This is a genomic window from Nonomuraea sp. NPDC023979, assembly GCF_040639085.1.
GTDB classification, from domain to species: domain Bacteria; phylum Actinomycetota; class Actinomycetes; order Streptosporangiales; family Streptosporangiaceae; genus Nonomuraea; species Nonomuraea ceibae.
On record NZ_JBEZZG010000004.1, the window covers coordinates 16,825 to 35,829 of the forward strand.

Annotated in this window: 22 protein-coding genes; 8 read left to right on the forward strand and 14 right to left on the reverse strand. The window is 70.2% G+C overall.

The genetic code is table 11. The annotated features are described in order from the left end of the window. Window positions 1-275: 275 nt before the first annotated feature. On the reverse strand, window positions 276-743 hold the full coding sequence (locus AB0G11_RS09350; RefSeq protein WP_219510530.1) for a DUF1772 domain-containing protein: 468 nt from the start codon (window positions 741-743) through the stop codon (window positions 276-278). A gap of 92 nt (window positions 744-835) precedes the next feature. Between AB0G11_RS09350 and AB0G11_RS09355 the strand changes: the two genes are divergently transcribed. The 3 genes from AB0G11_RS09355 (at window position 836) to AB0G11_RS09365 (ending at window position 2,294) form a co-directional block, all read left to right on the forward strand. Further along, on the forward strand, window positions 836-1,516 hold the full coding sequence (locus tag AB0G11_RS09355) for a helix-turn-helix domain-containing protein (RefSeq protein WP_219510531.1): 681 nt from the start codon (window positions 836-838) through the stop codon (window positions 1,514-1,516). 201 nt (window positions 1,517-1,717) lie between these two features. Then, window positions 1,718-1,924: a hypothetical protein gene (locus tag AB0G11_RS09360; protein WP_357584991.1), complete on the forward strand. Its 207-nt coding sequence runs from the start codon at window positions 1,718-1,720 to the stop codon at window positions 1,922-1,924. 67 nt (window positions 1,925-1,991) lie between these two features. After that, on the forward strand, window positions 1,992-2,294 hold the full coding sequence (locus tag AB0G11_RS09365) for an isochorismatase family protein (RefSeq protein ID WP_357584993.1): 303 nt from the start codon (window positions 1,992-1,994) through the stop codon (window positions 2,292-2,294). Between the two features lie 324 nt (window positions 2,295-2,618). Here AB0G11_RS09365 and AB0G11_RS09370 read toward each other — a convergent pair whose 3' ends face one another. From AB0G11_RS09370 to AB0G11_RS09385, 4 genes are all read right to left on the reverse strand, one after another. Continuing rightward, on the reverse strand, window positions 2,619-3,359 hold the full coding sequence (locus tag AB0G11_RS09370; RefSeq protein ID WP_357584995.1) for an enoyl-CoA hydratase/isomerase family protein: 741 nt from the start codon (window positions 3,357-3,359) through the stop codon (window positions 2,619-2,621). 857 nt (window positions 3,360-4,216) lie between these two features. Further along, the gene (locus AB0G11_RS09375) at window positions 4,217-5,713 is read right to left on the reverse strand and encodes a dienelactone hydrolase family protein (RefSeq protein WP_357584997.1); all 1,497 of its coding nucleotides are present in this window, start codon (window positions 5,711-5,713) and stop codon (window positions 4,217-4,219) included. Between the two features lie 124 nt (window positions 5,714-5,837). Further along, a complete protein-coding gene (locus tag AB0G11_RS09380) occupies window positions 5,838-6,425 on the reverse strand; it encodes a helix-turn-helix domain-containing protein (protein WP_219517194.1) in 588 nt (195 codons plus the stop codon). Window positions 6,426-6,718: 293 nt separating this feature from the next. Continuing rightward, complete coding sequence (locus AB0G11_RS09385) at window positions 6,719-6,925, reverse strand: hypothetical protein (RefSeq protein WP_357584999.1); 207 nt, start codon at window positions 6,923-6,925, stop codon at window positions 6,719-6,721. A gap of 199 nt (window positions 6,926-7,124) precedes the next feature. On the opposite strand from AB0G11_RS09385, the gene AB0G11_RS09390 reads away from it, so the two are divergent. Continuing rightward, window positions 7,125-7,265: a hypothetical protein gene (locus tag AB0G11_RS09390; protein ID WP_219517196.1), complete on the forward strand. Its 141-nt coding sequence runs from the start codon at window positions 7,125-7,127 to the stop codon at window positions 7,263-7,265. 254 nt (window positions 7,266-7,519) lie between these two features. On the opposite strand, the gene AB0G11_RS09395 is transcribed toward AB0G11_RS09390, so the two are convergent. From AB0G11_RS09395 to AB0G11_RS09410, 4 genes are all read right to left on the reverse strand, one after another. Beyond that, window positions 7,520-8,881, reverse strand: coding sequence for a GH1 family beta-glucosidase (locus AB0G11_RS09395; protein ID WP_357585001.1), 1,362 nt, complete (start codon window positions 8,879-8,881; stop codon window positions 7,520-7,522). Continuing rightward, the gene (locus AB0G11_RS09400) at window positions 8,878-9,729 is read right to left on the reverse strand and encodes a carbohydrate ABC transporter permease (RefSeq protein ID WP_219517198.1); all 852 of its coding nucleotides are present in this window, start codon (window positions 9,727-9,729) and stop codon (window positions 8,878-8,880) included. The genes AB0G11_RS09395 and AB0G11_RS09400 overlap by 4 nt, the downstream gene beginning before the upstream one ends. 1 nt (window position 9,730) lies before the next feature. Next, the gene (locus tag AB0G11_RS09405; protein ID WP_357585003.1) at window positions 9,731-10,657 is read right to left on the reverse strand and encodes a sugar ABC transporter permease; all 927 of its coding nucleotides are present in this window, start codon (window positions 10,655-10,657) and stop codon (window positions 9,731-9,733) included. A 77-nt stretch (window positions 10,658-10,734) separates the two neighbouring features. Further along, the gene (locus tag AB0G11_RS09410; RefSeq protein ID WP_357585005.1) at window positions 10,735-12,012 is read right to left on the reverse strand and encodes an ABC transporter substrate-binding protein; all 1,278 of its coding nucleotides are present in this window, start codon (window positions 12,010-12,012) and stop codon (window positions 10,735-10,737) included. 248 nt (window positions 12,013-12,260) lie between these two features. Here AB0G11_RS09410 and AB0G11_RS09415 point away from each other — a divergent pair, with 248 nt between their 5' ends. Next, a complete protein-coding gene (locus AB0G11_RS09415; RefSeq protein ID WP_357585007.1) occupies window positions 12,261-13,265 on the forward strand; it encodes a LacI family DNA-binding transcriptional regulator in 1,005 nt (334 codons plus the stop codon). Between the two features lie 95 nt (window positions 13,266-13,360). Beyond that, on the forward strand, window positions 13,361-14,128 hold the full coding sequence (locus AB0G11_RS09420) for a hypothetical protein (protein WP_357585009.1): 768 nt from the start codon (window positions 13,361-13,363) through the stop codon (window positions 14,126-14,128). Here AB0G11_RS09420 and AB0G11_RS09425 read toward each other — a convergent pair. The 3 genes from AB0G11_RS09425 to AB0G11_RS09435 all read right to left on the reverse strand — a co-directional run bounded on the left by AB0G11_RS09425 (window position 14,125) and on the right by AB0G11_RS09435 (window position 16,052). Then, entirely contained in the window at window positions 14,125-14,547 is a 423-nt protein-coding gene (locus tag AB0G11_RS09425; protein ID WP_357585011.1) for a DUF5955 family protein, read from the reverse strand. The genes AB0G11_RS09420 and AB0G11_RS09425 overlap by 4 nt on opposite strands. Beyond that, a complete protein-coding gene (locus AB0G11_RS09430; RefSeq protein ID WP_357585013.1) occupies window positions 14,544-15,305 on the reverse strand; it encodes an FHA domain-containing protein in 762 nt (253 codons plus the stop codon). Before AB0G11_RS09430 ends, AB0G11_RS09425 begins: the two co-directional genes overlap by 4 nt. A gap of 147 nt (window positions 15,306-15,452) precedes the next feature. Continuing rightward, window positions 15,453-16,052: a TetR family transcriptional regulator gene (locus tag AB0G11_RS09435; RefSeq protein WP_357585015.1), complete on the reverse strand. Its 600-nt coding sequence runs from the start codon at window positions 16,050-16,052 to the stop codon at window positions 15,453-15,455. 54 nt (window positions 16,053-16,106) lie between these two features. On the opposite strand from AB0G11_RS09435, the gene AB0G11_RS09440 reads away from it, so the two are divergent. Further along, window positions 16,107-16,574, forward strand: coding sequence for a pyridoxamine 5'-phosphate oxidase family protein (locus tag AB0G11_RS09440; RefSeq protein WP_357585017.1), 468 nt, complete (start codon window positions 16,107-16,109; stop codon window positions 16,572-16,574). A gap of 18 nt (window positions 16,575-16,592) precedes the next feature. On the opposite strand, the gene AB0G11_RS09445 is transcribed toward AB0G11_RS09440, so the two are convergent. Continuing rightward, window positions 16,593-17,354, reverse strand: a complete 762-nt coding sequence (locus AB0G11_RS09445) for an SDR family oxidoreductase (protein WP_357585019.1) — start codon at window positions 17,352-17,354, stop codon at window positions 16,593-16,595. A 104-nt stretch (window positions 17,355-17,458) separates the two neighbouring features. Beyond that, window positions 17,459-18,322, reverse strand: coding sequence for an NAD(P)-binding domain-containing protein (locus AB0G11_RS09450; RefSeq protein WP_357585021.1), 864 nt, complete (start codon window positions 18,320-18,322; stop codon window positions 17,459-17,461). 91 nt (window positions 18,323-18,413) lie between these two features. Here AB0G11_RS09450 and AB0G11_RS09455 point away from each other — a divergent pair, with 91 nt between their 5' ends. Beyond that, entirely contained in the window at window positions 18,414-18,992 is a 579-nt protein-coding gene (locus AB0G11_RS09455) for a TetR/AcrR family transcriptional regulator (RefSeq protein ID WP_357585023.1), read from the forward strand. Window positions 18,993-19,005 lie beyond the last annotated feature (13 nt).

A 19,005-nucleotide genomic window follows, 5' to 3' on the forward strand; every position in this document is an offset into this window, starting at 1 on the left:
GCGCCACGCTTATGTCAGCCAGGGCTGACCCATGGACCGCAAGCCTGGGGAGCGGCGGTACATGCATGGTATGCCGCCGATATGCGAGGTAGCCGTCACTGCCACTGCCAGGACAGATCGCGAAGTGTCACTGGAGTACTTGGCCCCTTCGACGCCTCGCCGACGGTCACAGATCTGGAACCCACCGGCACCGAACGGTCGACGCCGGACCGCTCGCTCACGCCAAGGGGGCACCACCCCCAAATTCGGAAGGTCGGCTTGCCGGTTTCAGGGTCTTAGCCGCGATCGATGGCCTGGGCGGTGAGCAGGCAGGCGAACGCCGCGACGGCGAGTACTGTCCGGACGAGGTGCAGGTTGAGCCACCGCTGACGGATCTCGTGCCAGTCGGCGGGCAGTTTGTCCGGGTTCCAGGTGTCCACGACGCGGTTGAGGGGCTCCAGGCCCGTCAGGGTGAGGGCGACCGTGAGGATCACCAGGAGCAGGGCCGCCGAACTGAGGCCGAGGGTGAGCCATCCGCGGGGCCACGACAGGGCTGACGTGACGAGCGTCGCCGCGATGCCAGTCAGGAGGAGCGGCGGCATCGCGCGCCCGTAGTCGACGTTGAGCGCCTGCCAGTAGCGGACGTACGCGGGCCCGGGCAAGCTGCCCACGGACGGCGCGAGCACCACGAACAGGACCCCGCCCGCGTACAGGCCGACCAGTGACAGTGCGACCGTTCTGGACGCGGTGAGAGCCAGGGACACCGTACGCCTCCCGGGAAACGAAGTATTGAAGAGAATCAAACCTTTTCATTAGATGTTCATCCAGTCAATATATTCTGAGACCATGGTCACCGATGACTGAGCAGAGGAAGCGGCGCCGCTACTCCAGCGCCCTGCGCCAGGAACACGCCCAGGCCACGCGACAGAAGATCGCGACGGCGGCGGGGGAGTTGATGGTCGCCAAGGGCTACGCCGACACCACCATGGCCGAAGTGGCGCGCGAGGCCGGCGTGGCTGTTCAGACGCTGTATTCTTCCTGCCCGGGTGGCAAGCCCTCACTGGCCAAGCTCGTCTACGACATCACCCTGGCCGGGGACGCCCGGTCGCTGGCGCAGAGCGACCGTCCCGCGATCGAGGCGATCCTCGACGAGCCGGACCCGGTGCGCAAGCTGGCCCTGTACGCCGCCATGGCGACCGCGATCCTCCGGCGTATCAAGCCCGTGCACCGCGTCCTGCGAGCGGCCGCCGCCGCGTCCCCGGCCGACGCGGGACTCCAGGACGTGCTGGTCGGCATCGAACGGGAAAGGCTGACCGGAAGCCGTGGGCCGGCCGAGCACCTCCACGCCCTCGGAGCGTTGCGCCGCGGACTCCCGCCGGGCCGGGCGGCCGAGCAGATCTACGTCCTCACCTCGACGGAGAACTTCGAGAAGCTGACTGAGGTGTGCGGGTGGAGCGAATCCGAGTACGAGGAGTGGCTCGCCGCCATGCTCGCGGCGGCCCTGCTCGAACATCCAGGGCGCGCCGACGCCCGCTGATGCGGGGACCGGCCGCGGCTCATCCTGGGCGTGACCGCCCATCCGCTCGGCGCCTGGACGGCCCAGCAGGCCCGCGACCCACTCATGGACCTCGGTGACCGGGATCAGATCCGCCCGCTTCCTCACCCGCGACCGCGATACCGAATTCACCGCTGCCTTCGACGCCCGCCCGCACACCGCGGGCAACTGCTATGCCGAGCGGTGGGTGTGCGCACCGTACGGGCCGAGTGCGCCGATCACTACAGCGGCCACCCGATCACGATGAGGCAGGCGCATCATCCCGAACAGGCTGAGATCGCCTTGACGGAGGTGATGGCCGCCCTCAGCGACCCGATCCGCGTCGGGCTGGTGCGGGTGCCTGCCGCCGGACGCGAACGCGGCTGGGGAGAGCTGCGGGCGCCGGCCTGACGCGCACCCGGCCGGAGGGGACCCGCTGCTCCGTGGCCTTGCGCCGGAGGATCGGCAGGCGGGCATCGTGGACAATTATCCCTTCGCTGCCAAGGTGATCCCCGTTGTGGGAGAGGTTCTGCCCGCGGCCAGGGCCGCCGGAATCCCGGTGATCTTCATTCGTTTCGGGCTCCGGGGCTCAAGGGTTGACGTGGCAGCGGGGAACCAGTTGATCAGGGGCCTGCATGGGGCGGGGACGCTGTTCCATGAAGGGTCTCCCGAGACGCTCGTGCATGCGCGCATCGAGCCGTTGCCGGGCGAGGCCGTCGTCCTCAAGCGCAGGGCCAGCGCGTTCGCGGCGACCGACCTCGATCGCCTGCTCCGCGCCTAGCGCGTCGACTCGATCGTGCTGACCGGCGTCGCGACCGGGGCGATGCGTCTTCCCAGCCAAGGGCGCTGACGCCCTCACCGCCCACGAGTGGACCGCTCGCCTGTGATCGTCCGCCAGGGGTGGCGGTCAAGGGAGACGTAGGGCTTGTCGCATTTCCGAACTTGGGGTCGATTGTCGTGATCCGTAACGGCTGGGAGCGTGCTGGCGCGAGGTGCTGGGCTTCGTCGTGCTCGACACCGAAGAGTAGTGATCGGGCTCCAGGCAGGGGCCGATAGAGGCACGGCCAAGGCAGTCGCTGTGTCGCTGACTAGGGAGGGAGCCACATCAGCGGGACTGGCGCAGGGAGTCGAGATAGTCGCGCAGACTCTGAGCGGTGCGCTCCGAGCTCCAGATTTTCAGTACGTGGGGTTCGTCCTGGGGTTGGGCGGCGGCGATGCGGTCGCGGGCCGGCCGGTGGAGTTGGAGCTTGGACAGGGCGTACACCTCGGGCGGGACGGCGGACAGTTCTTCGGCCCGTCGCAGTGCCGCGGTGAGTAGATGCCCGGGCTCGATGATCTCGTGTACCAGACCGATCGCGGCGGCCTCACCGGCATTCAGCCGATCGTTTCGCAGCATCAGCGTGTCCAGTGCCGGGCCCAGAGCATGGCGCATGATCTCCAGCGGGACCGTTGGGAACGGCACTCCGGCGGCGAGTTCGGTGAGCCCGATCGTGCCGGCTGACATCAGCCGCAGGTCGCAGGCGGCCGCCAGCACGCAGCCGCCAGCCAGGGCATGACCGTTCACGGCGGCCACGACGGGTTTGGGATGCTCGAACAGGGCGAGCATCGCACGGCTCAGTGCCGGCAGGAACTTCTCGATGTACTGGACGCCGCCTTCCACAATGCGTTTCAGGTTCACACCCGCGCAGAAGGACCGCCCGCTGCCAGTCAGGACGATGGCGTGGGCGCCTTCGACGGCGGCGAGGGCCTCAGGAAGAGCGGTGAGCAACTCCAGATCCAACGCGTTCACCGGCCCGCGGGCCAGCGTGAGTACGGCGATGCCTTGGTGGTCGGTTACGTCGATCATTGAGTCACCTCTTGAGTTCGCCGCATTGCCGGTGCGCTGGGGACGGTGCGCTGGGGAACGCGCAGCCCGACGATCACCTTGTGTGTCGCGTCCTCGGAGCGGTGCAACTGGCCCCACGAGGTAGGTACCGTGGGTGGATCTTAGGCGGCCTCGGTGGTGAGTGCCAACGCCGTATTGTCGGTCGGGGCAACTCGGTGAGGCGGCCGATGACCTTGACGCGGCGGCGCGTCTCGCCGAAGGTGAGCTTTCCATGAAGTAGGAAGGCCAGGTAGAGGCCCATCAGCACGCCGCCGGGGCACGGCATGCGCCACCGGCCCATCCCGCCAATGGCGTAGATCGCGGAATGGGCAATCAGCGCGAAGCGAACGGCCGTTTCCGTATGGGGACAGCCCGTATTTCTGGCGATTCCGAAAGGCCACCAAGAAGGTCTCCGCCGCGACGTCGTCGGCCGCTGTCGGCCCGAGACGGGCGGAGGCATAGCGGTGGATGACGTGGAAGTGCCTGCGGAAGATCTCCGCGAACCTCTCAGGATCGAGCAGAGATCGATCAATCACCTCGGAATCCGACACCTCGTGGGCGCTTGTTGTCGCGGCCTCAACCGCAAGAGGATCGTTCATGCACCAGGACGCCTTCCGGAAGGGAGTAAGGGACCGCTGTTATTGCCCGGGGCCCCTGACTTCTTCACGAAATCATCCAAATTCCTGCAGTCCTCGCGATGTCCTGGCAGGGCCGCAGGCCGGGGACTCCTTCCCGGGCGTGAGGCCCGCGGCGACGACGTCGATCAGCAGGTCGAGGACTTTCGCGCGGGCGCCGCCGGTTCTGGCGGCCTCGTCCTCCGAGCCGGGGCGGAAAGGGGCCTAAGGGATGATGAGTCCCCAGAACAGGGCCCAGGGCACGAACGCCAGCCCGGCCACCAGCAGCAGCCAGAGCCGGACCCGCCCCTCAGGGGCCGGCGCGATGTCCTGCACGGCGGCGCGGCTCGCGCCCTTGGCTCCGTGGGCCGGGCGGCGGCGGGTGCGCCACGCGGTGACGGCGGTCGTGATCCCGGCCGCGACCACGGTCACGGCGAGAAGCTGGAGCAGCAGCCAGGGCACCGGCCGGCCGAGCACGACCGGCCCGATCACGGTCGCGCCGGTCAGGGCGAGGACACCGACGTAGCCGAGGAAGCCCAGCGTCGTCGCCGCCAGCGCGGCGACGAACACGCGGGCGGGCCGGGCGGCCACGGGGACGCCCCGGCGCCCGCGCACCCGGCGCACGAGGGCCGCGACGGGATGGCCGAGGCAGGCGAGCGCGAAGAGCGTGAGCGCCACCGGCTGCCACCAGGGCGCTTCGTACCAGGCGAGCGGCCCGTCCACCGGCTCGCTCACCCGCGCCCGCGCCTGGGCCGCCGGGATGCTGACGCTGGACGGCGGCGCGCCACCGGCCTGAGACTCGATCCAGGCCGTCTCCAGTTCGGCGTAGCTCGCCGGCAACAGGCCGGGCCGGTCGAAACCGTCGTCACGGGTACCGTTGAGGTTGTGGCGCACGCCGTCGATGAACCGGATCGTGTGGTGCTCGTTGCCGCCCCTGGCCAGCGCCGCCGCGATGATCTTCGCGCTCTCGGCGGGCACCGCCTCCCTGTCCAGGGTGCCCCACACCGCGAGGACCGGCTGGCGTATCCGCTCCCACTCCCGTACGGGATCGTGCTCCGCCTCCGCGAACAGCCCGGCGGCCACAGCGTAACGGGTGAACCGCCATGGCAGCGCCGTGACGAGCGACCCCCGCACACCCGCGTGCGCGAGCCGCTCGCCGTACGCCCACGCCTGCTGCCTGGCGGGAGTCGTGCCGACCGCCCCCGCGACGATCAGGAAGGCGACCTGCGGCGAGCGCACCGCCGCGACGGGCGCCACCCAGGCCCCCTCCGACAGGCCCCAGATTCCCACCCTGTGCGGATCGACCTCGGGCCGGGCACGCAGGGTGCGCACGGCGGCGAGCGCGTCGGCCGCCAGCATCCCGTAGTCGCGCCGCACGGGGGAGTAGCCCTCGGTGCGCTTGTCGTAGATCAGGGCCACGACGCCGCGCCTGGCGTACGCCTCGGCCTCGTCCCGGAATTCGTCCCTGGTGACCGGTCCCGCGCCGTGCACCATGACGATGGCGGGGCGCCGGCCCTTGGCCTGCGGCGGGGCGACGACCGTCCCGTGCAGGGTCACGCCGCCGGCGCCGGTGAAGGTGACCTCACTGCTGCGCACGTCCCGCGTCCCGGCGTCGGCGGCAGCGCTCCCCGGCCCGGGAGGTAACCCGGGGAGCAGTACGGCGGCGAGAAGGGCGACCGTGAACGCGGTCCCGCGGCATCTTGAGTTGCGTAGGAGCAGCATGAGCTGCTCTCCTTTCTCTGGGAGTTCGCACACGTAGAGACACGCCCTTCGCGGGCGTGGTGATGCGGTTTCCGTTCCTGGGCCGCCGGGCTGGCACCCGGCGGCCCGGACTCACACGTCCCGGCTAGCCCTCGTCACGGTCCTCGTCGCCGGGCGGTTCAGGGAAGGCCAGCAGCCGCGCGAGCACGACCCGCGCGCCCTCCGGCGTCTCCTCCGGCGGGCGCTTGTAGCGGTAGATCAGCTTCACGTACGCCTCGAGGAACTCGCCCAGCTCCTCGGCCGTGAGCGTGATCGCCGAGCGGGACCAGGCGAGGGCATCGGCCCACTCTCCCATCTCCCCGCGCTGGAGCTGGAAGCGGGTCAGCTGCTCCAACTCCTCGGCGAGGTCGAGGCGGCTGATCTCCTCCGCCACCGCGCGCATCTCGGGCGACTGCCTGCTGTATGGCGGGAGCCTGCGATCGGCCGGGACGTGCCGCCACCATCTTTCTCGCCCCCGCGACAGCTCGGGGACCTCTTCGATGAAGCCGTGCCTGGCCATCTGACGGAGGTGGTAGCTGGTCAGCCCACTGCTCTCGCCCAAGGCGCGGGCGAGTGTCGTGGAGGTGGCCGGGCCATGTCTGAGCTGCCGTTCGATGCGCTGCCGCATGGGGTGGGCCAGCAGCTTCAGCGCCTCGACGTCGGTGATCTCCTGCCGGGCGGGCGAGTCTGACATGGGGACACCATACGGTGTGCAAAGACCCTTTGCAAACAGTCTTTGTAAGCCTCCGGGTATGTGGGTGGTGCTACTACGTGTGGGCCAGCACGCGGTTGTAGAGCCAGCGTCGGCCCGGCCGGCAGCAGTCCGCCCGCCACGTCTGCTTTCCGGGAACGCCGCGCACCACTACCGATGGAGTCGCGCATTGAAGTGTCGCCAGTTGCCGTTCCGCAGAACCCGGTGGTGACGTTCGGAGTACGCGGCGGGCGTTACGTCCTCCAGTGAGCGGGCATCGGGTGTGGCCGGAGCTGTCAAGGCCGGGCGGTCAGGATCGGCTCGGCCTGCTGCCTCTCATGCGTCTTGACATGGGAGGCGTCCAGGAACAGGTGGTGCAGCACGACGTTCGCCAGGTCGCGGCGGCACCAGGAGTCGTCCGCGGCCACGATGGCCTGGCAGATCGTGGAGATCGTCGATTTGGGCAGGGCAGCCTCGGGCCGCGCACCTACGAGGGAGTCCACTCGAAATGAATCTACTTTGTAAAGGGCCCCGTATCGGTCATGCTGAAACGACCTTGACCATCGAGGACACCGACAGGACCCTCCGGCCACCACGAAGACGATCGCCCGGTTCGCCGTTCGAAGGCGGCATCCGCAGAAGGCCTTCTCCTGAAAATCGCGCGGGACACGAATGTCAGGGCGCTGGCGTACCTTCCACACCGTGATCTCTTATGTGACCGGCGACGCGACCCATCCCCACGGCCAGGGACCAAAGGTCATCAGCCACGTGTGCAACGACGTCGGCAGCCGGAAGCCGGCTACCGAGCGCGGTATCGCGGTCACGGTCTACGACCTGCCCTGACCGTGTGGCTTCACGGAGGCCCAGTCCCATGCAATCCTTTGGCGTACCAGGGCGCGATACTGTCATCCACCGGACCTACCGAAGATCACCTCCCGAGCCGGATCTGCCGCACGGGTCCTGAGACCTGACGGAACAAGCCACCGGACCTGGTGCGGCGGGGGCCGCGTCGCGCCGTACGGGCAGATGCCCTGCGAGGCGCACTCCCGTGGGGCGGCGCTCATGCTGAGGAGGTGCCGGGCCGGTCGCCGGGGTGTTCACTCCTGGTTCCTGATGAACTCGCGCAGCCAGTGGAAGCTCGCCTTCTCCGTGCGGGCCTGGGTCTCGTAGTCGACGTGGACGAGCCCGAACCGGGCGGCGTACCCGCGGGCCCACTCGAAGTTGTCCAGCAGCGACCAGCAGAAGTAGCCGCGCACGTCCACGCCGTCGGCCATCGCGGTGCGGATGGCGGCCAGGTGGTCGCGCAGGAAGCCGACCCGGCCGGTGTCGTCGAGGGTTCCGTCGTCGCCGTAGCCGTTCTCGGTGATGAAGATCGGCGGCAGCGCCGGATAGCGCCGGGCCAGGCCGAGCAGGGTCTCGTGGAGCCCGTGCGGCTCCATCGGCCAGCCCAGCCCGCTGGTCGCAGCCCCGTCCGGGGTGACGCTGCGCACGCCCAGGTCGAAGGCGGAGCGCAGTGCGGGGTCCGCCTGCTGGTACGGGGCCGCGGCGGCGTGGATGCGGTAGTAGTAGTTGACCCCCAGGAAGTCCAGCGGGGCGCCGATGACGTCCAGGTCGCCCTCGCGGCGGAAGGAGAAGTCGCTGATCGCGCCGAAGACCTCCGCCATGTCGGAGGCGTAGGCGCCGAGCAGCAGCGGGTCGGTGAACTGCCGGTTGACCAGCAGGTCCATCTTGCGCGCTGCCTCCGCGTCGGCGGCCGAGCCGGTCGCGGGCACGGTGGGCGACATGTTGAGCGTGATGCCGACCTGCTGTCCCGGCCGTGCCCGCGCCCGTAGCCTGGCCACCGCGAGGCCGTGGCCCAGCAGCAGGTGGTGGGCGGCGGCGAGCGCGCCGTGTCCCTCGCGGGCGCCGGGCGCGTGGCGGCCTTCGGCGTAGCCGACGATGGACGAGCAGTACGGCTCGTTCAGCGTGATCCACTGTGTCACCGTGTCGCCCAGCGCCTCGTGCGCGACCTCGGCGTAGTCGGCGAAGCGTGCGGCGGTGTCGCGGGCGCGCCAGCCGCCGCGGTCCTCCAGCGCCTGGGGCAGGTCCCAGTGGTAGAGGGTGACGTACGGCTCGATGCCGCGCTCGCGCAGGGTGTCGGCGAGCTTCCGGTAGAAGTCGAGGCCGCGCTGGTTCACCCGGCCGTCGCCGTCGGGCATGATCCTGGGCCAGGCCAGCGAGAAGCGGTAGGCCCCGGCGCCGAGCCGGTCCATCAGCTCCACGTCCTGCGGCCAGCGGTGGTAGAAGTCGCAGGCGTGCTCGCCGCTGTCGCCTCCGGCCACGGCGCCGGGGACGCGGCAGAACGTGTCCCAGATGGAGGGCCCGCGCCCGTCGGCGGCCACGGCGCCCTCGATCTGGTAGGCGGCGGTGGCCGTGCCCCACACGAATCCAGGGGGAAAGGCGGTACGTTCCCGGTTCATCCCTTGATCGCTCCTGACATGATTCCCCCAATGATCTGACGGCCCAGCGCGGCGAAGACGGCCACGATCGGCACGATGGCGAGCACGGTGCCGGTGAGCACGAGCGCGTAGTCGGTGGTGTAGCCGCTGGCCAGACTGGAGAGCGCGACCTGGACGGTCGGGTTCTCCGGGGTGAGGACGACCAGCGGCCAGAAGAAGTCGTTCCAGGCCTGCATGAAGGTGAACAGCCCGAGCACGGCGGCGGCCGGGCGGGCGGCGGGCAGCACGACGTGCCAGAACAGCCGCAGCGTGCTGCACCCGTCGATGCGCCCGGCCTCCAGCAGTTCGTCGGGGATGGCGCTGGAGAGGTACTGGGTCATGAGGAACACGCCGAACGCGGTGACCAGGCCGGGCACGATCACCGCCTCGAGCCTGCCGGTCCAGCCGAGCTCCGCCATGAGGATGTACAGCGGGATGATGCCGAGCTGCTGCGGCACGGTGGTGGTGGCGATGGCCATGACGAGCAGCACGTTGCGCCCCCTAAAGCGCAGCTTGGCGAAGGCGAAGCCGGCCAGCGTGGAGAACAGCACGACCGAGACGGTGACCGAGCTGGAGACGAGGACGGAGTTGAGCATCGCCTGCCCGAACGCGGTGGTGTCGAAGACCCGGGCGATGTTCTCGAACAGGTGGCCGCCGGGGGTGAGGACCGGCGGGACGCTGGCGATGGCGTCATTGTCGTGGGAGGCCACGACCAGCGACCAGTAGACGGGGAACAGCGAGCCGAGCAGGACGGCGATGAGCGCGGCGTACGTCCAGAACCCCGCCCCTTGGGGATGGAAGCGGCGTCGGACGGCGGTGACGGCGGCCATGTCAGCTGCTCCTGATCCTGCGCGTGATGGCGAAGTTGACGAGCGCCATGACCACGATGATCATGCAGAGGGTCCAGGCGATCGCCGAGGCGTAGCCGAACTCGTACAGGCTGAAGCCCTGCTCGTAGAGGTAGAGGCCGACGGTCTGGAACTGGCGGTCCGAGCCGCCGGTCGGGTTGCCGGTGCCGGCCTGGAACAGCAGCGGTTCGGCGATGATCTGGAAGCCGCCGATGGTGGACACGACGGCGGTGAAGATGATCGTGGGGCGGAGCATCGGCACGGTGATCCTCCGGAACTGGGTGAACTGGCTCGCGCCGTCCAGCCGGGCCGCCTCGTACAGGTCCTCGGGGATGGTCTGCATGGCGGCCAGGTAGATGAGGGCGTTGTAGCCGGTCCACCGCCAGATGACGATCAGCGAGATCGCGACGTGCGACGAGAGCGTGCCGGCCTGCCAGTCGATCGGATCCAGGCCCACCAGTTCGAGAGCCCAGTTCACCATGCCGAAGTCGCGGCCGAAGAGCTGGGCGAAGATGATCGTGACCGCGACGATCGAGGTCACGTTGGGCAGCAGCACGCCCATCCTGAACAGCGTGCGGGCGCGCAGCCTGCGGTTGAGCATGTGCGCGATGAACAGCGCGGCCAGCAGCTGGGGCACGGTGGACAACAGCCAGATGCTGACGGTGTTGAACAGCGCGTTCCAGAAGTAGTCGTCGGCCAGCAGGTCGGCGTAGTTGGCCAGGCCCACCCACTCGTGGGCCGGGTCCAGCAGGTTCCAGTCGGTGAGGGAGACGTAGGCGGTGTACAGCAGCGGGAACATGCCCACCAGGCCGAACAGCAGGAAGAACGGCGCGATGTACAGGTACGGCGAGCCCTTGACGTCGAGCTGGTAGGCCCAGCGGCGCCGGGGCCCTGATCTGGCGGAGGTCATGGTGGCTCCTCGGGGGGCGGGTGGTGACGGCGGGCCCTGACCGCCCGCCGTCACCGGCTTTCACAGGTCGGCGCGCGTCACTTGCTGATGCGCTCGACGTCCCCGAGCATCTGCGTCCACGCCTCGGCGCCGTCCTGCTTGCCTTCCTCCACGCGGTTGATCGCGTCGCGGATGGCCGTCTGGATGTCGCCGGCCCTCGGGCCCTGGTACTGCGGCTTGAGGTTGCGGGCGGCGGTGGTGAAGATCTGGCCGATCGGCGCGTCGTTGAAGAACTCGTGCTTGAGCCCCGTCACCTCGGGCTTGTCGTACGTGGCCACGGTCGAGGGCAGAATGCCGTGCTTGGTGAACACCTCGATCTGCTGTTCGGGCGCCGTCAGCCAGGCGATCAGCGCCACGGCCTCCTTCGTGTGCTTGCCCTGGGCGGGGACGGTCAGGTACGAGCCGCCCCAGTTGCCGCCGCCGCCCGGGATGGCGGCCACGTCCCACTGCCCGGCGAAGGCCTTGCCCTGGTCCTGGATCTTGGCGAGCATCCAGGCGGGGCAGGCGATGGTGGCGAACTGGCTCTTGGCGAAGCCGGTGTTCCAGGCGGGCGAGCTGCCGACGAGCTTGGCCGACTGGCCTTCGGCCACGGCCTCGAGCACCTGGTCGTAGGCGGAGCGGATGGCCGGGTTGGTGGCGACCACGACGTTGTCCTGGGTGTCGTAGTAGCCGGTCTCCATCTGGCCGACCATCGCGTTGAACACCTGGGGGCCGCCGTCGAAGAACGCGGCGCCTTCGGGCTTCTTGGCGGTGTAGCGCTTGCCGGTCTCGAAGTAGGACGTCCAGTCGGGCCAGAGCTCGGCGACCTTGTCACGGTCGGTGGGCAGCCCGGCCTTTTCGAACAGGTCGCGGCGGTAGCACATGGCCAGGCCGCCGACGTCGGTGCCGTAGCCGATCTGGGCTCCCGACTTGGCCAGCGACGCCTCCCACTTCCACGGCAGCCAGCGGTCCTTGAGCTGGTCGGCGCCGTGCTGGCGCAGGTCGGCGAAGTGCTGGGGCTGGTTCCTGAACTGGGCGATGAAGCCGGTGTCGATCGCCTCGACGTCGGCGGCGCCGCTGCGGGTGGCCAGGTGCGCCGCGAGGTTGCGGTGGTGGTCGTTGTACGCCGACGTCCTTTCGACGATCTTGATGTTGGGGTGGGCGGCCTCGTACTTGGCGTAGAGCTCCTTGAAGCCCATGTTCCCGAACAGGTTGAGCGTCAGTGTGATCTTGCCGTCGGTCGGCGTGGAGCCGGCGGAGGGGGAGCCGCCGCAACCGGCGGCGAGCATGCCGATGACCAGCGCTCCGGCGGCGAGACGGGTTCGTCCTGCAGACACCTGGGACTCCTTCGAGGGGAGAGAAAGGGTGACTGCGAGATGCGATGAAGGCCGAGCCCCGCGGCAACGGTGCGGCATCGGCCTGTTAGAGCGTCATCTCACATACTGCTGCCACCCTCTGTCAAGTCACAGAAACGTCACGTGTCGGAAATCGACGGTGATTGATTGACAGGGGATGGACCCTCACATAGGTTTCATGCAACCGGTTACATGAAACCGGTTTCAGCGAGATGCGATAGCGTACGTCCGTGGCAACGATTCGAGAGCTGGCGCGCCTTTGCGGGGTGTCACCGGCGACTGTCTCCCGCGTGTTCAACAACCCCGAGGTGGTGAACGCCCAGACCCGCGAGCTGATCCTCAGCACCGCGGCACGCATCGGATACCTGCCCAACGAGTCGGCCCGCACCCTGGCCACCAAGAGATCCCACATGGTGGGCCTCATCTGGGACACCGACCACCGCCGCCCCGGCTGGCGGCACCCGTTCTTCCAAGAGATCCTCATCGGGCTGAAGACCGCGCTGAGCGAGCGCGGCTACCACCTGCTCATGCTCGCCACCAGCGAGGACGGCACGCCCGACAGCTTTCTCCGCGCCGTGCGCAGGCACAACCTCGACGGCGTGGTCTTCATAGACAACGGCAGAGCCGACCCCTCGCTCCAGCCGCTGGCGGAGTCGGAGGTGCCCTGCGTCTCCCTCGACCGGCCCGTACGGGGACCGTGGACCACCTACGTGACCTCCGACAACGTGGGCGGGGCCCGTGAGGCGGTCCGCCACCTGCACGCGATCGGGCGCCGGGCCATCGCCACCATCACCGGCCCGGCCGGCACCAGGCCGGGCGCCGAGCGGCTGCGCGGCTACCTGGACGAACTGGCCGCGCTCGGCCTGGCGCACCGGCCGGAACTGGTCGTCGAGGGCGACTTCTACCTGTCCGGCGGCTACACCGCGATGCGCGCCCTGCTGGAGCTGGAGGAGCGGCCCGACGCGGTGTTCGCCGCGGGCGACGAGATGGCGATCGGCGCGCTGCGGGCCGTGACCGAGGCGGGGCTGAAGGTGCCCGAGGACATCGCGCTGGTCGGGTTCGACGACATCGAGCTGGCCGCTCTGGTGCCGCCGGGGCTGACCACCGTGGCCCAGGACAAGGCGGGCTTCGGGACAGCGGCGGCCGCGGCGGTCATCACGATGATCAACGAAGGCGCCACCCCTGCCCCGCGGATCCTGCCGACCTCCCTGGTCGTCCGGGGCTCCACCGGGTAGACCTCGGGCGGGCGGCCGTCATCTCTGCGATGGGGAACGGTCGTGAGGCCCAAGATCACCGGTAGGGTTCGCCGGGAAGCGAAGGAGCCCGTGACGTGTCACCCTCAGCCCCGTTGGCCTGGCCGGCGGCCATCGCCGCCGCGAGCTACCCCACCTGGGACACCTGGAAGAGCTGGTTCGACCGGTCCTCCCTGTACGCGGCGGCCGGCCTGTACGAGGAGCGCGACGACGGGGGCTTCACCGAGGGCGTCATCCGCTGCGTACGCCCGTACGACGCGATCGATCGCTCGCCGTTCCTGCCGTTGCGCGACGACCTCGCCACGCTCACCGAGCTCGCGATCGTCTGGGCCGTGCCGGTGGTGGCCGTGCTGGTCGCCCTCGTGCGGCGGCGTTCGGCGACGGCGGGACCGCGTGCCGCCGGGGTGCTGGCGCTGGTCGCGCTCGCCCGGCCGCTCTCGGCCGACTACCGGGGGGACGGCATCTGCTCCGGCTCGCTGCCGGTGTTCGGCGCGGAGTGGTTCGGGGCGTTGCCGGGCGGCTGGGGGCTCTGGGAGTTGTGCCTGCTGGTGGCGGCCCTGCTGGTGTTGCTCGCCTCCGGCTCCCCGGCGCCGCCGGTCCCGGGGCGGCGCGCGGCGGCGGCGGTTCTGGACGCCCTGGTGGTGTGGGGGCTGGTCGCCCTGGCCCCGCTCCTCACCGGGGACGACTCCCTGCGCGCCGGCCTGCTGAGCCTGCTCCGGTTCGACGACCTCCGCGACGACCCCGCCCGGCTGCTGGTGCTCGTGCTGCCGGCCGGCTACCTCCTGTGGCGGCACGCCCGGCGGCGTAAAGGGGGGTTGGATCGCCTTGACGGGCCGGTGTCCTAGAGGCCGAGGAGGGAGAGGGCCTGGTGGCCGGCGGGGCCGAGCCAGGTGGCGATGGCGGTGATGGCCTGGATGACCGCGAGGCCCGCTCCGGCGAGCGCTCCGGCATGTTCGAGGGTGGTGGTGAACGCCTGGAGGTGGCGGCCCATGCGGCCGGGGTCGGGGGAGGGCTGGGCGGCTTCGTGCTCCAGCGCGGTCAGCTCGGTCTCGGCGGTGCGGTGTTCGGCGGGGGTGAGCCGCAGGTCGTCCAGGGCGCGGCGCAGGGTGTCGAGGTCGGCGCGGAGCGCGGTGGCGGGGTCGGTGGCGGGGCCGGTGCGCAGGTCGCGGCCGGCGATCTGCTGGTGGCCGTGGATGTTCAGGTTGCCGCTGCCGGCGTTGACCGGGCCGCGTACGTCGCCGAACCGGAAGGTTTCCCCGCTCATCGGGCGCCGCCTCTCTGCCGCCGCCGCCCTTTACGGGGCTCGGTTCTTTTGCGAGCGGCTTTCGCCATGGACAGGCCGAGGGCGGCGAGCAGTCCGCCGCCGAGGAACAGCGCGAATCCGGCGGGCGCCGACGGTATTCCGGCCACCAATTCCTGTGCGAAAGGGTCGTCGAGGAGATTTCCGGAGAATCCGCTGAAGATGACGCCGGCGAAAAGCGCGAATCCCAGAAGTGACACGCACGCGCCGAGGACGGCGATGCCGCGCCCGGGGCCGCGTCCCTGGAACACCTCGTCCCACGGGTCGTAGTCGTCGGTGACGTGGACGGTGTCGCCGTAGATGTCGCGCCCGGCGATCTGCTGCCTGCCGCCCGCGTTGAGGTGGCCGCTGCCGGCGTTGACCGGCCCGGCCACGTCGCCGAAGCGGTAGCCGTACTCCGGCTCGGGCTCTTCGGCCTGCATGAACCGCAGCGTGGCGAAGCCGATGCGGACCTGGTCGCCGTCGCGCAGCACGTGGCCGGAGGTGAGCTTGCGGCCGTTGACCCAGGTGCCGTTGAGCGAGCCGAGATCGCTGATCACGGTGCGGCGGCCGTCGTTGTCGATGGAGGCGTGGCGACGGCTGACCCCGTCGCAGTCCAGCTGGATGCCGGCGCCGTGGGCGCTGCCGATCTCGGTGTGACCGGTGAAGATTTCGAAACTCGCGCCCGCCATCGGCCGGCTGGTGACGACCAGGCATGGCTGAACAGCGTCATTGTAGGACATATGCACCCCCTTTTACGGTCAGCGCGATAAGCTTCCAGCCCGCAAATACTGCGTCGACAGTATTCGGGAGGTAACAATAACCTACTCCCCGGCTCAACAACCCATTCGATAAATCCCCTTTTATCGGTTAATAGTGGGAAATGTCGATCAGGCTTTCCCGTCATCCGCCACGTACGGGCGCAGGGTCGCGGCCAGGTCGTCGCGCAGGGCGGCGGCCAGGGTGCCGTCGCCGGACAGCGCCCACACGATGAGCGTCCCGTTGTAGGTGACCTGCACGGCGCGCGACAGCGCCGCCACGTCGGTGCCGGCGGCGAGCTCGCCCGCGGTGACGGCGTCGGCGAGCAGGGTGGCGATCTCCTGCCGCATCCGCCGGGCGTGCTCGGCGGCGTGCTCGCGGAAGCCGGGGTCGGTCAGGTCGAGCTGCAGGAAGCCGAGGCTGCGGGCGAGCTCGTGGGGCGTGGCGACGCCGGAGGCGAGCGCCTCCAGGGCGGCGTGCAGGGCGGCCAGCGGCGCCGGGTGCTCGTCCCTGGCCCGCTCGAAGGGGGCGGCGACGGTGCGTGCGGAGTGGGCGGCGACGGCGAGCAGCAGCCCGCGTTTGGAGCCGAACCGCTGCACGAGCGTGGCCGCCGCCAGCCCGGCCTCGCGGGCGGCCGCGGCCAGCGTGAAGCCCTGCGCCCCGTGCCGGCCGATGGCCCGGGCGGCCGCCTCGAGGATCGCCTCGTCGCTGGTCGTGCGGGGTCTGGCCATGCCGCTCCTTCGTGCAGGTTTGTAAATGAGCATACATTTACTAATGTGGTGCGCATGACTTCATGGACCGATGTCGAAGCCGCGGCTCCCGAGCTGGCCGCGAAGGTGCGGCGGCTGCTGGAGGCCCAGCAGCACAAGGTGCTGGCCACACTGCGCGCGGACGGGTCGCCCCGGGTGAGCGGCACCGAGACGCAGTTCCGCGACGGCGAGCTGTGGATGGGGTCGATGCCCGGCGCGGTCAAGGCGCTCGACCTGCGCCGCGACCCGCGCATGGCGCTGCACGTCGCCACGCCGCCCGAGCCACCGGGCGGCGGCGTCTGGGAGGGCGACGCGAAGCTCGCCGGGCGGGCCCAGGAGATCACCGACGAGGCGACGCTGGCGGCGTTCGAGCTGCCGGGCACCGGCTCGCACCTGTTCAGGATCGAGGTGACGGAGATGGCCCTGACCCGGGTGGAGGGCGACGAGCTGGTCATCGACATGTGGCACCCGGGCAGGGGCGTCCGCCAGGTCCGGCGTAAGTGATCTACTTTGTGAAGGCGGTCAGTGAACGGAGAACCCGCCGTCCACGTACAGCATCTGCCCGGTGACGAACGCCGAGGCGTCACCGGCGAGGAACACGGCGGCGCCGGCGAAGTCGGCGGGCACGCCGTTGCGGCGGGTCATGTGGCGGGCGGCGAGCTGTTCGACACGGCCGGGGACGGCCTGGGCCGGCTCGGTGAGCGGGGTGAGCACGAAGCCGGGGATGATCGTGTTGACGCACACGCCGCGCGGCGACCACGCCTCGGCCTGGGAGCGGGTCAGGCCGCCGATGGCGGCCTTGGCGGCGCCGTAGACGCCGCTGTCGCCGAACGCGCTGACGGTCTGCTGGGAGCCGATGTTGATGATGCGGCCCCAGCCGCGTTCGGCCATGCGGGGCCCGTAGTGCTGGCCGAGCAGGTACGGGGCGGTCAGGTTGACGGCGATCGTCTGGTCGTAGTCGTCCTCGGTGAGCTCGGCCATGGGCTTGCGGATGTTGTTGGCGGCGTCGTTGACCAGGATGTCGATCTGCCCGGCCTGCTCGCACACGCGGCGGACGGCGGCGCGCTCGCCCAGGTCGGCGCTGATGGCGGTGGCGCGGACGCCGTGGCCGGCGAGCCGGTCGAGGGCCTTGTCCAGTTCGGGCTGCCTGCGGGCGACGATGACGAGCTCGGCGCCGGCCCGGCCGAGGGCCTCGGCGATCTCGTAGCCGATGCCGGAGCTGCCGCCGGTGACCAGGGCCCGGCGGCCGTCGAGGGAGAACAGCGCACGCAAGTAGTCGGACATGGCCGAAGAAGCTAGCACGGCGCCCGCGCCGGACCGCCGGGCGGGGCGGGCGAGCGCTCTGAATCTACTTTGTAAAGGCACCCGGTCGGTGCGGCGAGCCGCGATCAACCCTTCTGGACGACCTCGACGAGGCTGGTGAGGCTGTCCTGGTCGCGGCCGGCGGCGACGCCGCGACGGAAGAGGTCCAGGGTGGCCGCGGGGAGCGAGGCGTCGACGCCGGACTCCTCGGCGGTGCGCACCACGTGTTCGAGGCTGGCCACGGCCATGGAGAGCGTCTCCACGTCGCCCGCGTGGTTGCCGGCGTCGATGCGGGGCGCGTAGAACTCCAGGAAGTAGCGGAAGTCGACGGTCTTGAGGGCGTGCGGCAGGAAGTCCTGCGCCGAGATGCCGTTGGCCTGCGCCAGCGCCTGTCCGTGCAGGTAGCCGGTCAGGCCGATCCAGAACATGTCGATGCCGATCTGGTAGTACAGGGCGGCCAGTCCGGGGTCCTCGCCGAGGTGGTCGATGCCGGTGAGCGTCTCGAGGGCGGCCCGGTGGGTCTCGATCGCCTCCGCGGGGCCGCTGTAGTAGGTCATGGCGCCGGGGGTGCCGATGCCGGGCGGGGGCACCTGGACGCCGCCGGTGAGCTGGACGGCGCCGTGGCGGGCGAGCCAGGCGGCCGCCTCGCGGGCGCGGGCGGGGGTGTCGGAGGTGAGGTTGGCGACGGTACGTCCGGCCAGGGCGGCGGGGGCCTGTTCGAGGATGGCGTACACGGCGGTGTAGTCGGTCAGGCTGAGCACGGCGAGGTCGCTGGCCCGCAGTGCGTCCTCGACGGTGGGGGCGAGGCGGGCGCCGCGGGCGACGAGGGCGGCGGCCTTGGCGGGGGTGCGGTTCCAGACGGTGAGGTCGTAGCCCCGGTCGAGGTAGGTGGTGGCCATGGCGTGGCCCATGGGGCCCAGGCCGATCACGGTCACGGACGTGGCGGTCATGAAGGACTCCTCCGGCTAAAACGAACGTTCTATTCAACGTGGAGGACCCTAGCACGACTAAAACGAACGTTCTACTCAGTAGGATGGCGGCATGACGACGCACGAGCTCGGCACCCGGGAGCGGATCGTCCGGGCCACCTCCCGGCTGATGCAGCGGCGGGGCTACGAGGCGACCGGGCTGAAGCAGATCTCCCAGGAGGCGCGGGCCACGCTCGGCTCCGTCTACCACTTCTTCCCCGGCGGCAAGGCGGAGCTGGCGGTCGCGGCGGTGCGCCACGGCGACGAGGAGTTCGCCGCCTTCCTGCGTGAGGTCCTGGACGAGGCGGACGACCCGGCGCAGGCGATGATCGTGTGCGCCGAACGCCTGGCGCAGGGGCTCAGCGACTCCGGCTGGCTGGACGGGTGCCCGATCACCACGACCGCGCTGGAGAGCTCCGGGCGGGTGCCCGACATCCAGCGCGCCGCCGACGAGGCGTTCGCCCACTGGCGTGCCGTGGTGGCGGCCAGGCTGCGCCGGTCGGGGTTCGCCGGTGACGTGGCGGCCGACCTCGCGCACACGGTGGTCAACACGCTGGAAGGCGCCGAGATGTCCGCGCAGGTGTCGCAGAGCCGGACGCCGCTGCTCGTGGCGGGCAGGCACCTGGCCCGGCTGATCGACTCCTACCGCTGAGGCGCCCTGCCGG

Excerpts from the sequence above, each read along its gene's own strand:
- AB0G11_RS09355 (WP_219510531.1), top strand. The coding sequence starts at position 836 with ATGACTGAGCAGAGGAAGCGGCGCCGCTACTCCAGCGCCCTGCGCCAG.
- AB0G11_RS09370 (WP_357584995.1), bottom strand. The coding sequence starts at position 3,359 with ATGATCGACGTAACCGACCACCAAGGCATCGCCGTACTCACGCTGGCC.
- AB0G11_RS09375 (WP_357584997.1), bottom strand. The coding sequence starts at position 5,713 with ATGCTGCTCCTACGCAACTCAAGATGCCGCGGGACCGCGTTCACGGTC.
- AB0G11_RS09380 (WP_219517194.1), bottom strand. The coding sequence starts at position 6,425 with ATGTCAGACTCGCCCGCCCGGCAGGAGATCACCGACGTCGAGGCGCTG.
- AB0G11_RS09395 (WP_357585001.1), bottom strand. The coding sequence starts at position 8,881 with ATGAACCGGGAACGTACCGCCTTTCCCCCTGGATTCGTGTGGGGCACG.
- AB0G11_RS09400 (WP_219517198.1), bottom strand. The coding sequence starts at position 9,729 with ATGGCCGCCGTCACCGCCGTCCGACGCCGCTTCCATCCCCAAGGGGCG.
- AB0G11_RS09405 (WP_357585003.1), bottom strand. The coding sequence starts at position 10,657 with ATGACCTCCGCCAGATCAGGGCCCCGGCGCCGCTGGGCCTACCAGCTC.
- AB0G11_RS09425 (WP_357585011.1), bottom strand. The coding sequence starts at position 14,547 with ATGAGCGGGGAAACCTTCCGGTTCGGCGACGTACGCGGCCCGGTCAAC.
- AB0G11_RS09430 (WP_357585013.1), bottom strand. The coding sequence starts at position 15,305 with ATGTCCTACAATGACGCTGTTCAGCCATGCCTGGTCGTCACCAGCCGG.
- AB0G11_RS09435 (WP_357585015.1), bottom strand. The coding sequence starts at position 16,052 with ATGGCCAGACCCCGCACGACCAGCGACGAGGCGATCCTCGAGGCGGCC.
- AB0G11_RS09440 (WP_357585017.1), top strand. The coding sequence starts at position 16,107 with ATGACTTCATGGACCGATGTCGAAGCCGCGGCTCCCGAGCTGGCCGCG.
- AB0G11_RS09445 (WP_357585019.1), bottom strand. The coding sequence starts at position 17,354 with ATGTCCGACTACTTGCGTGCGCTGTTCTCCCTCGACGGCCGCCGGGCC.
- AB0G11_RS09450 (WP_357585021.1), bottom strand. The coding sequence starts at position 18,322 with ATGACCGCCACGTCCGTGACCGTGATCGGCCTGGGCCCCATGGGCCAC.
- AB0G11_RS09455 (WP_357585023.1), top strand. The coding sequence starts at position 18,414 with ATGACGACGCACGAGCTCGGCACCCGGGAGCGGATCGTCCGGGCCACC.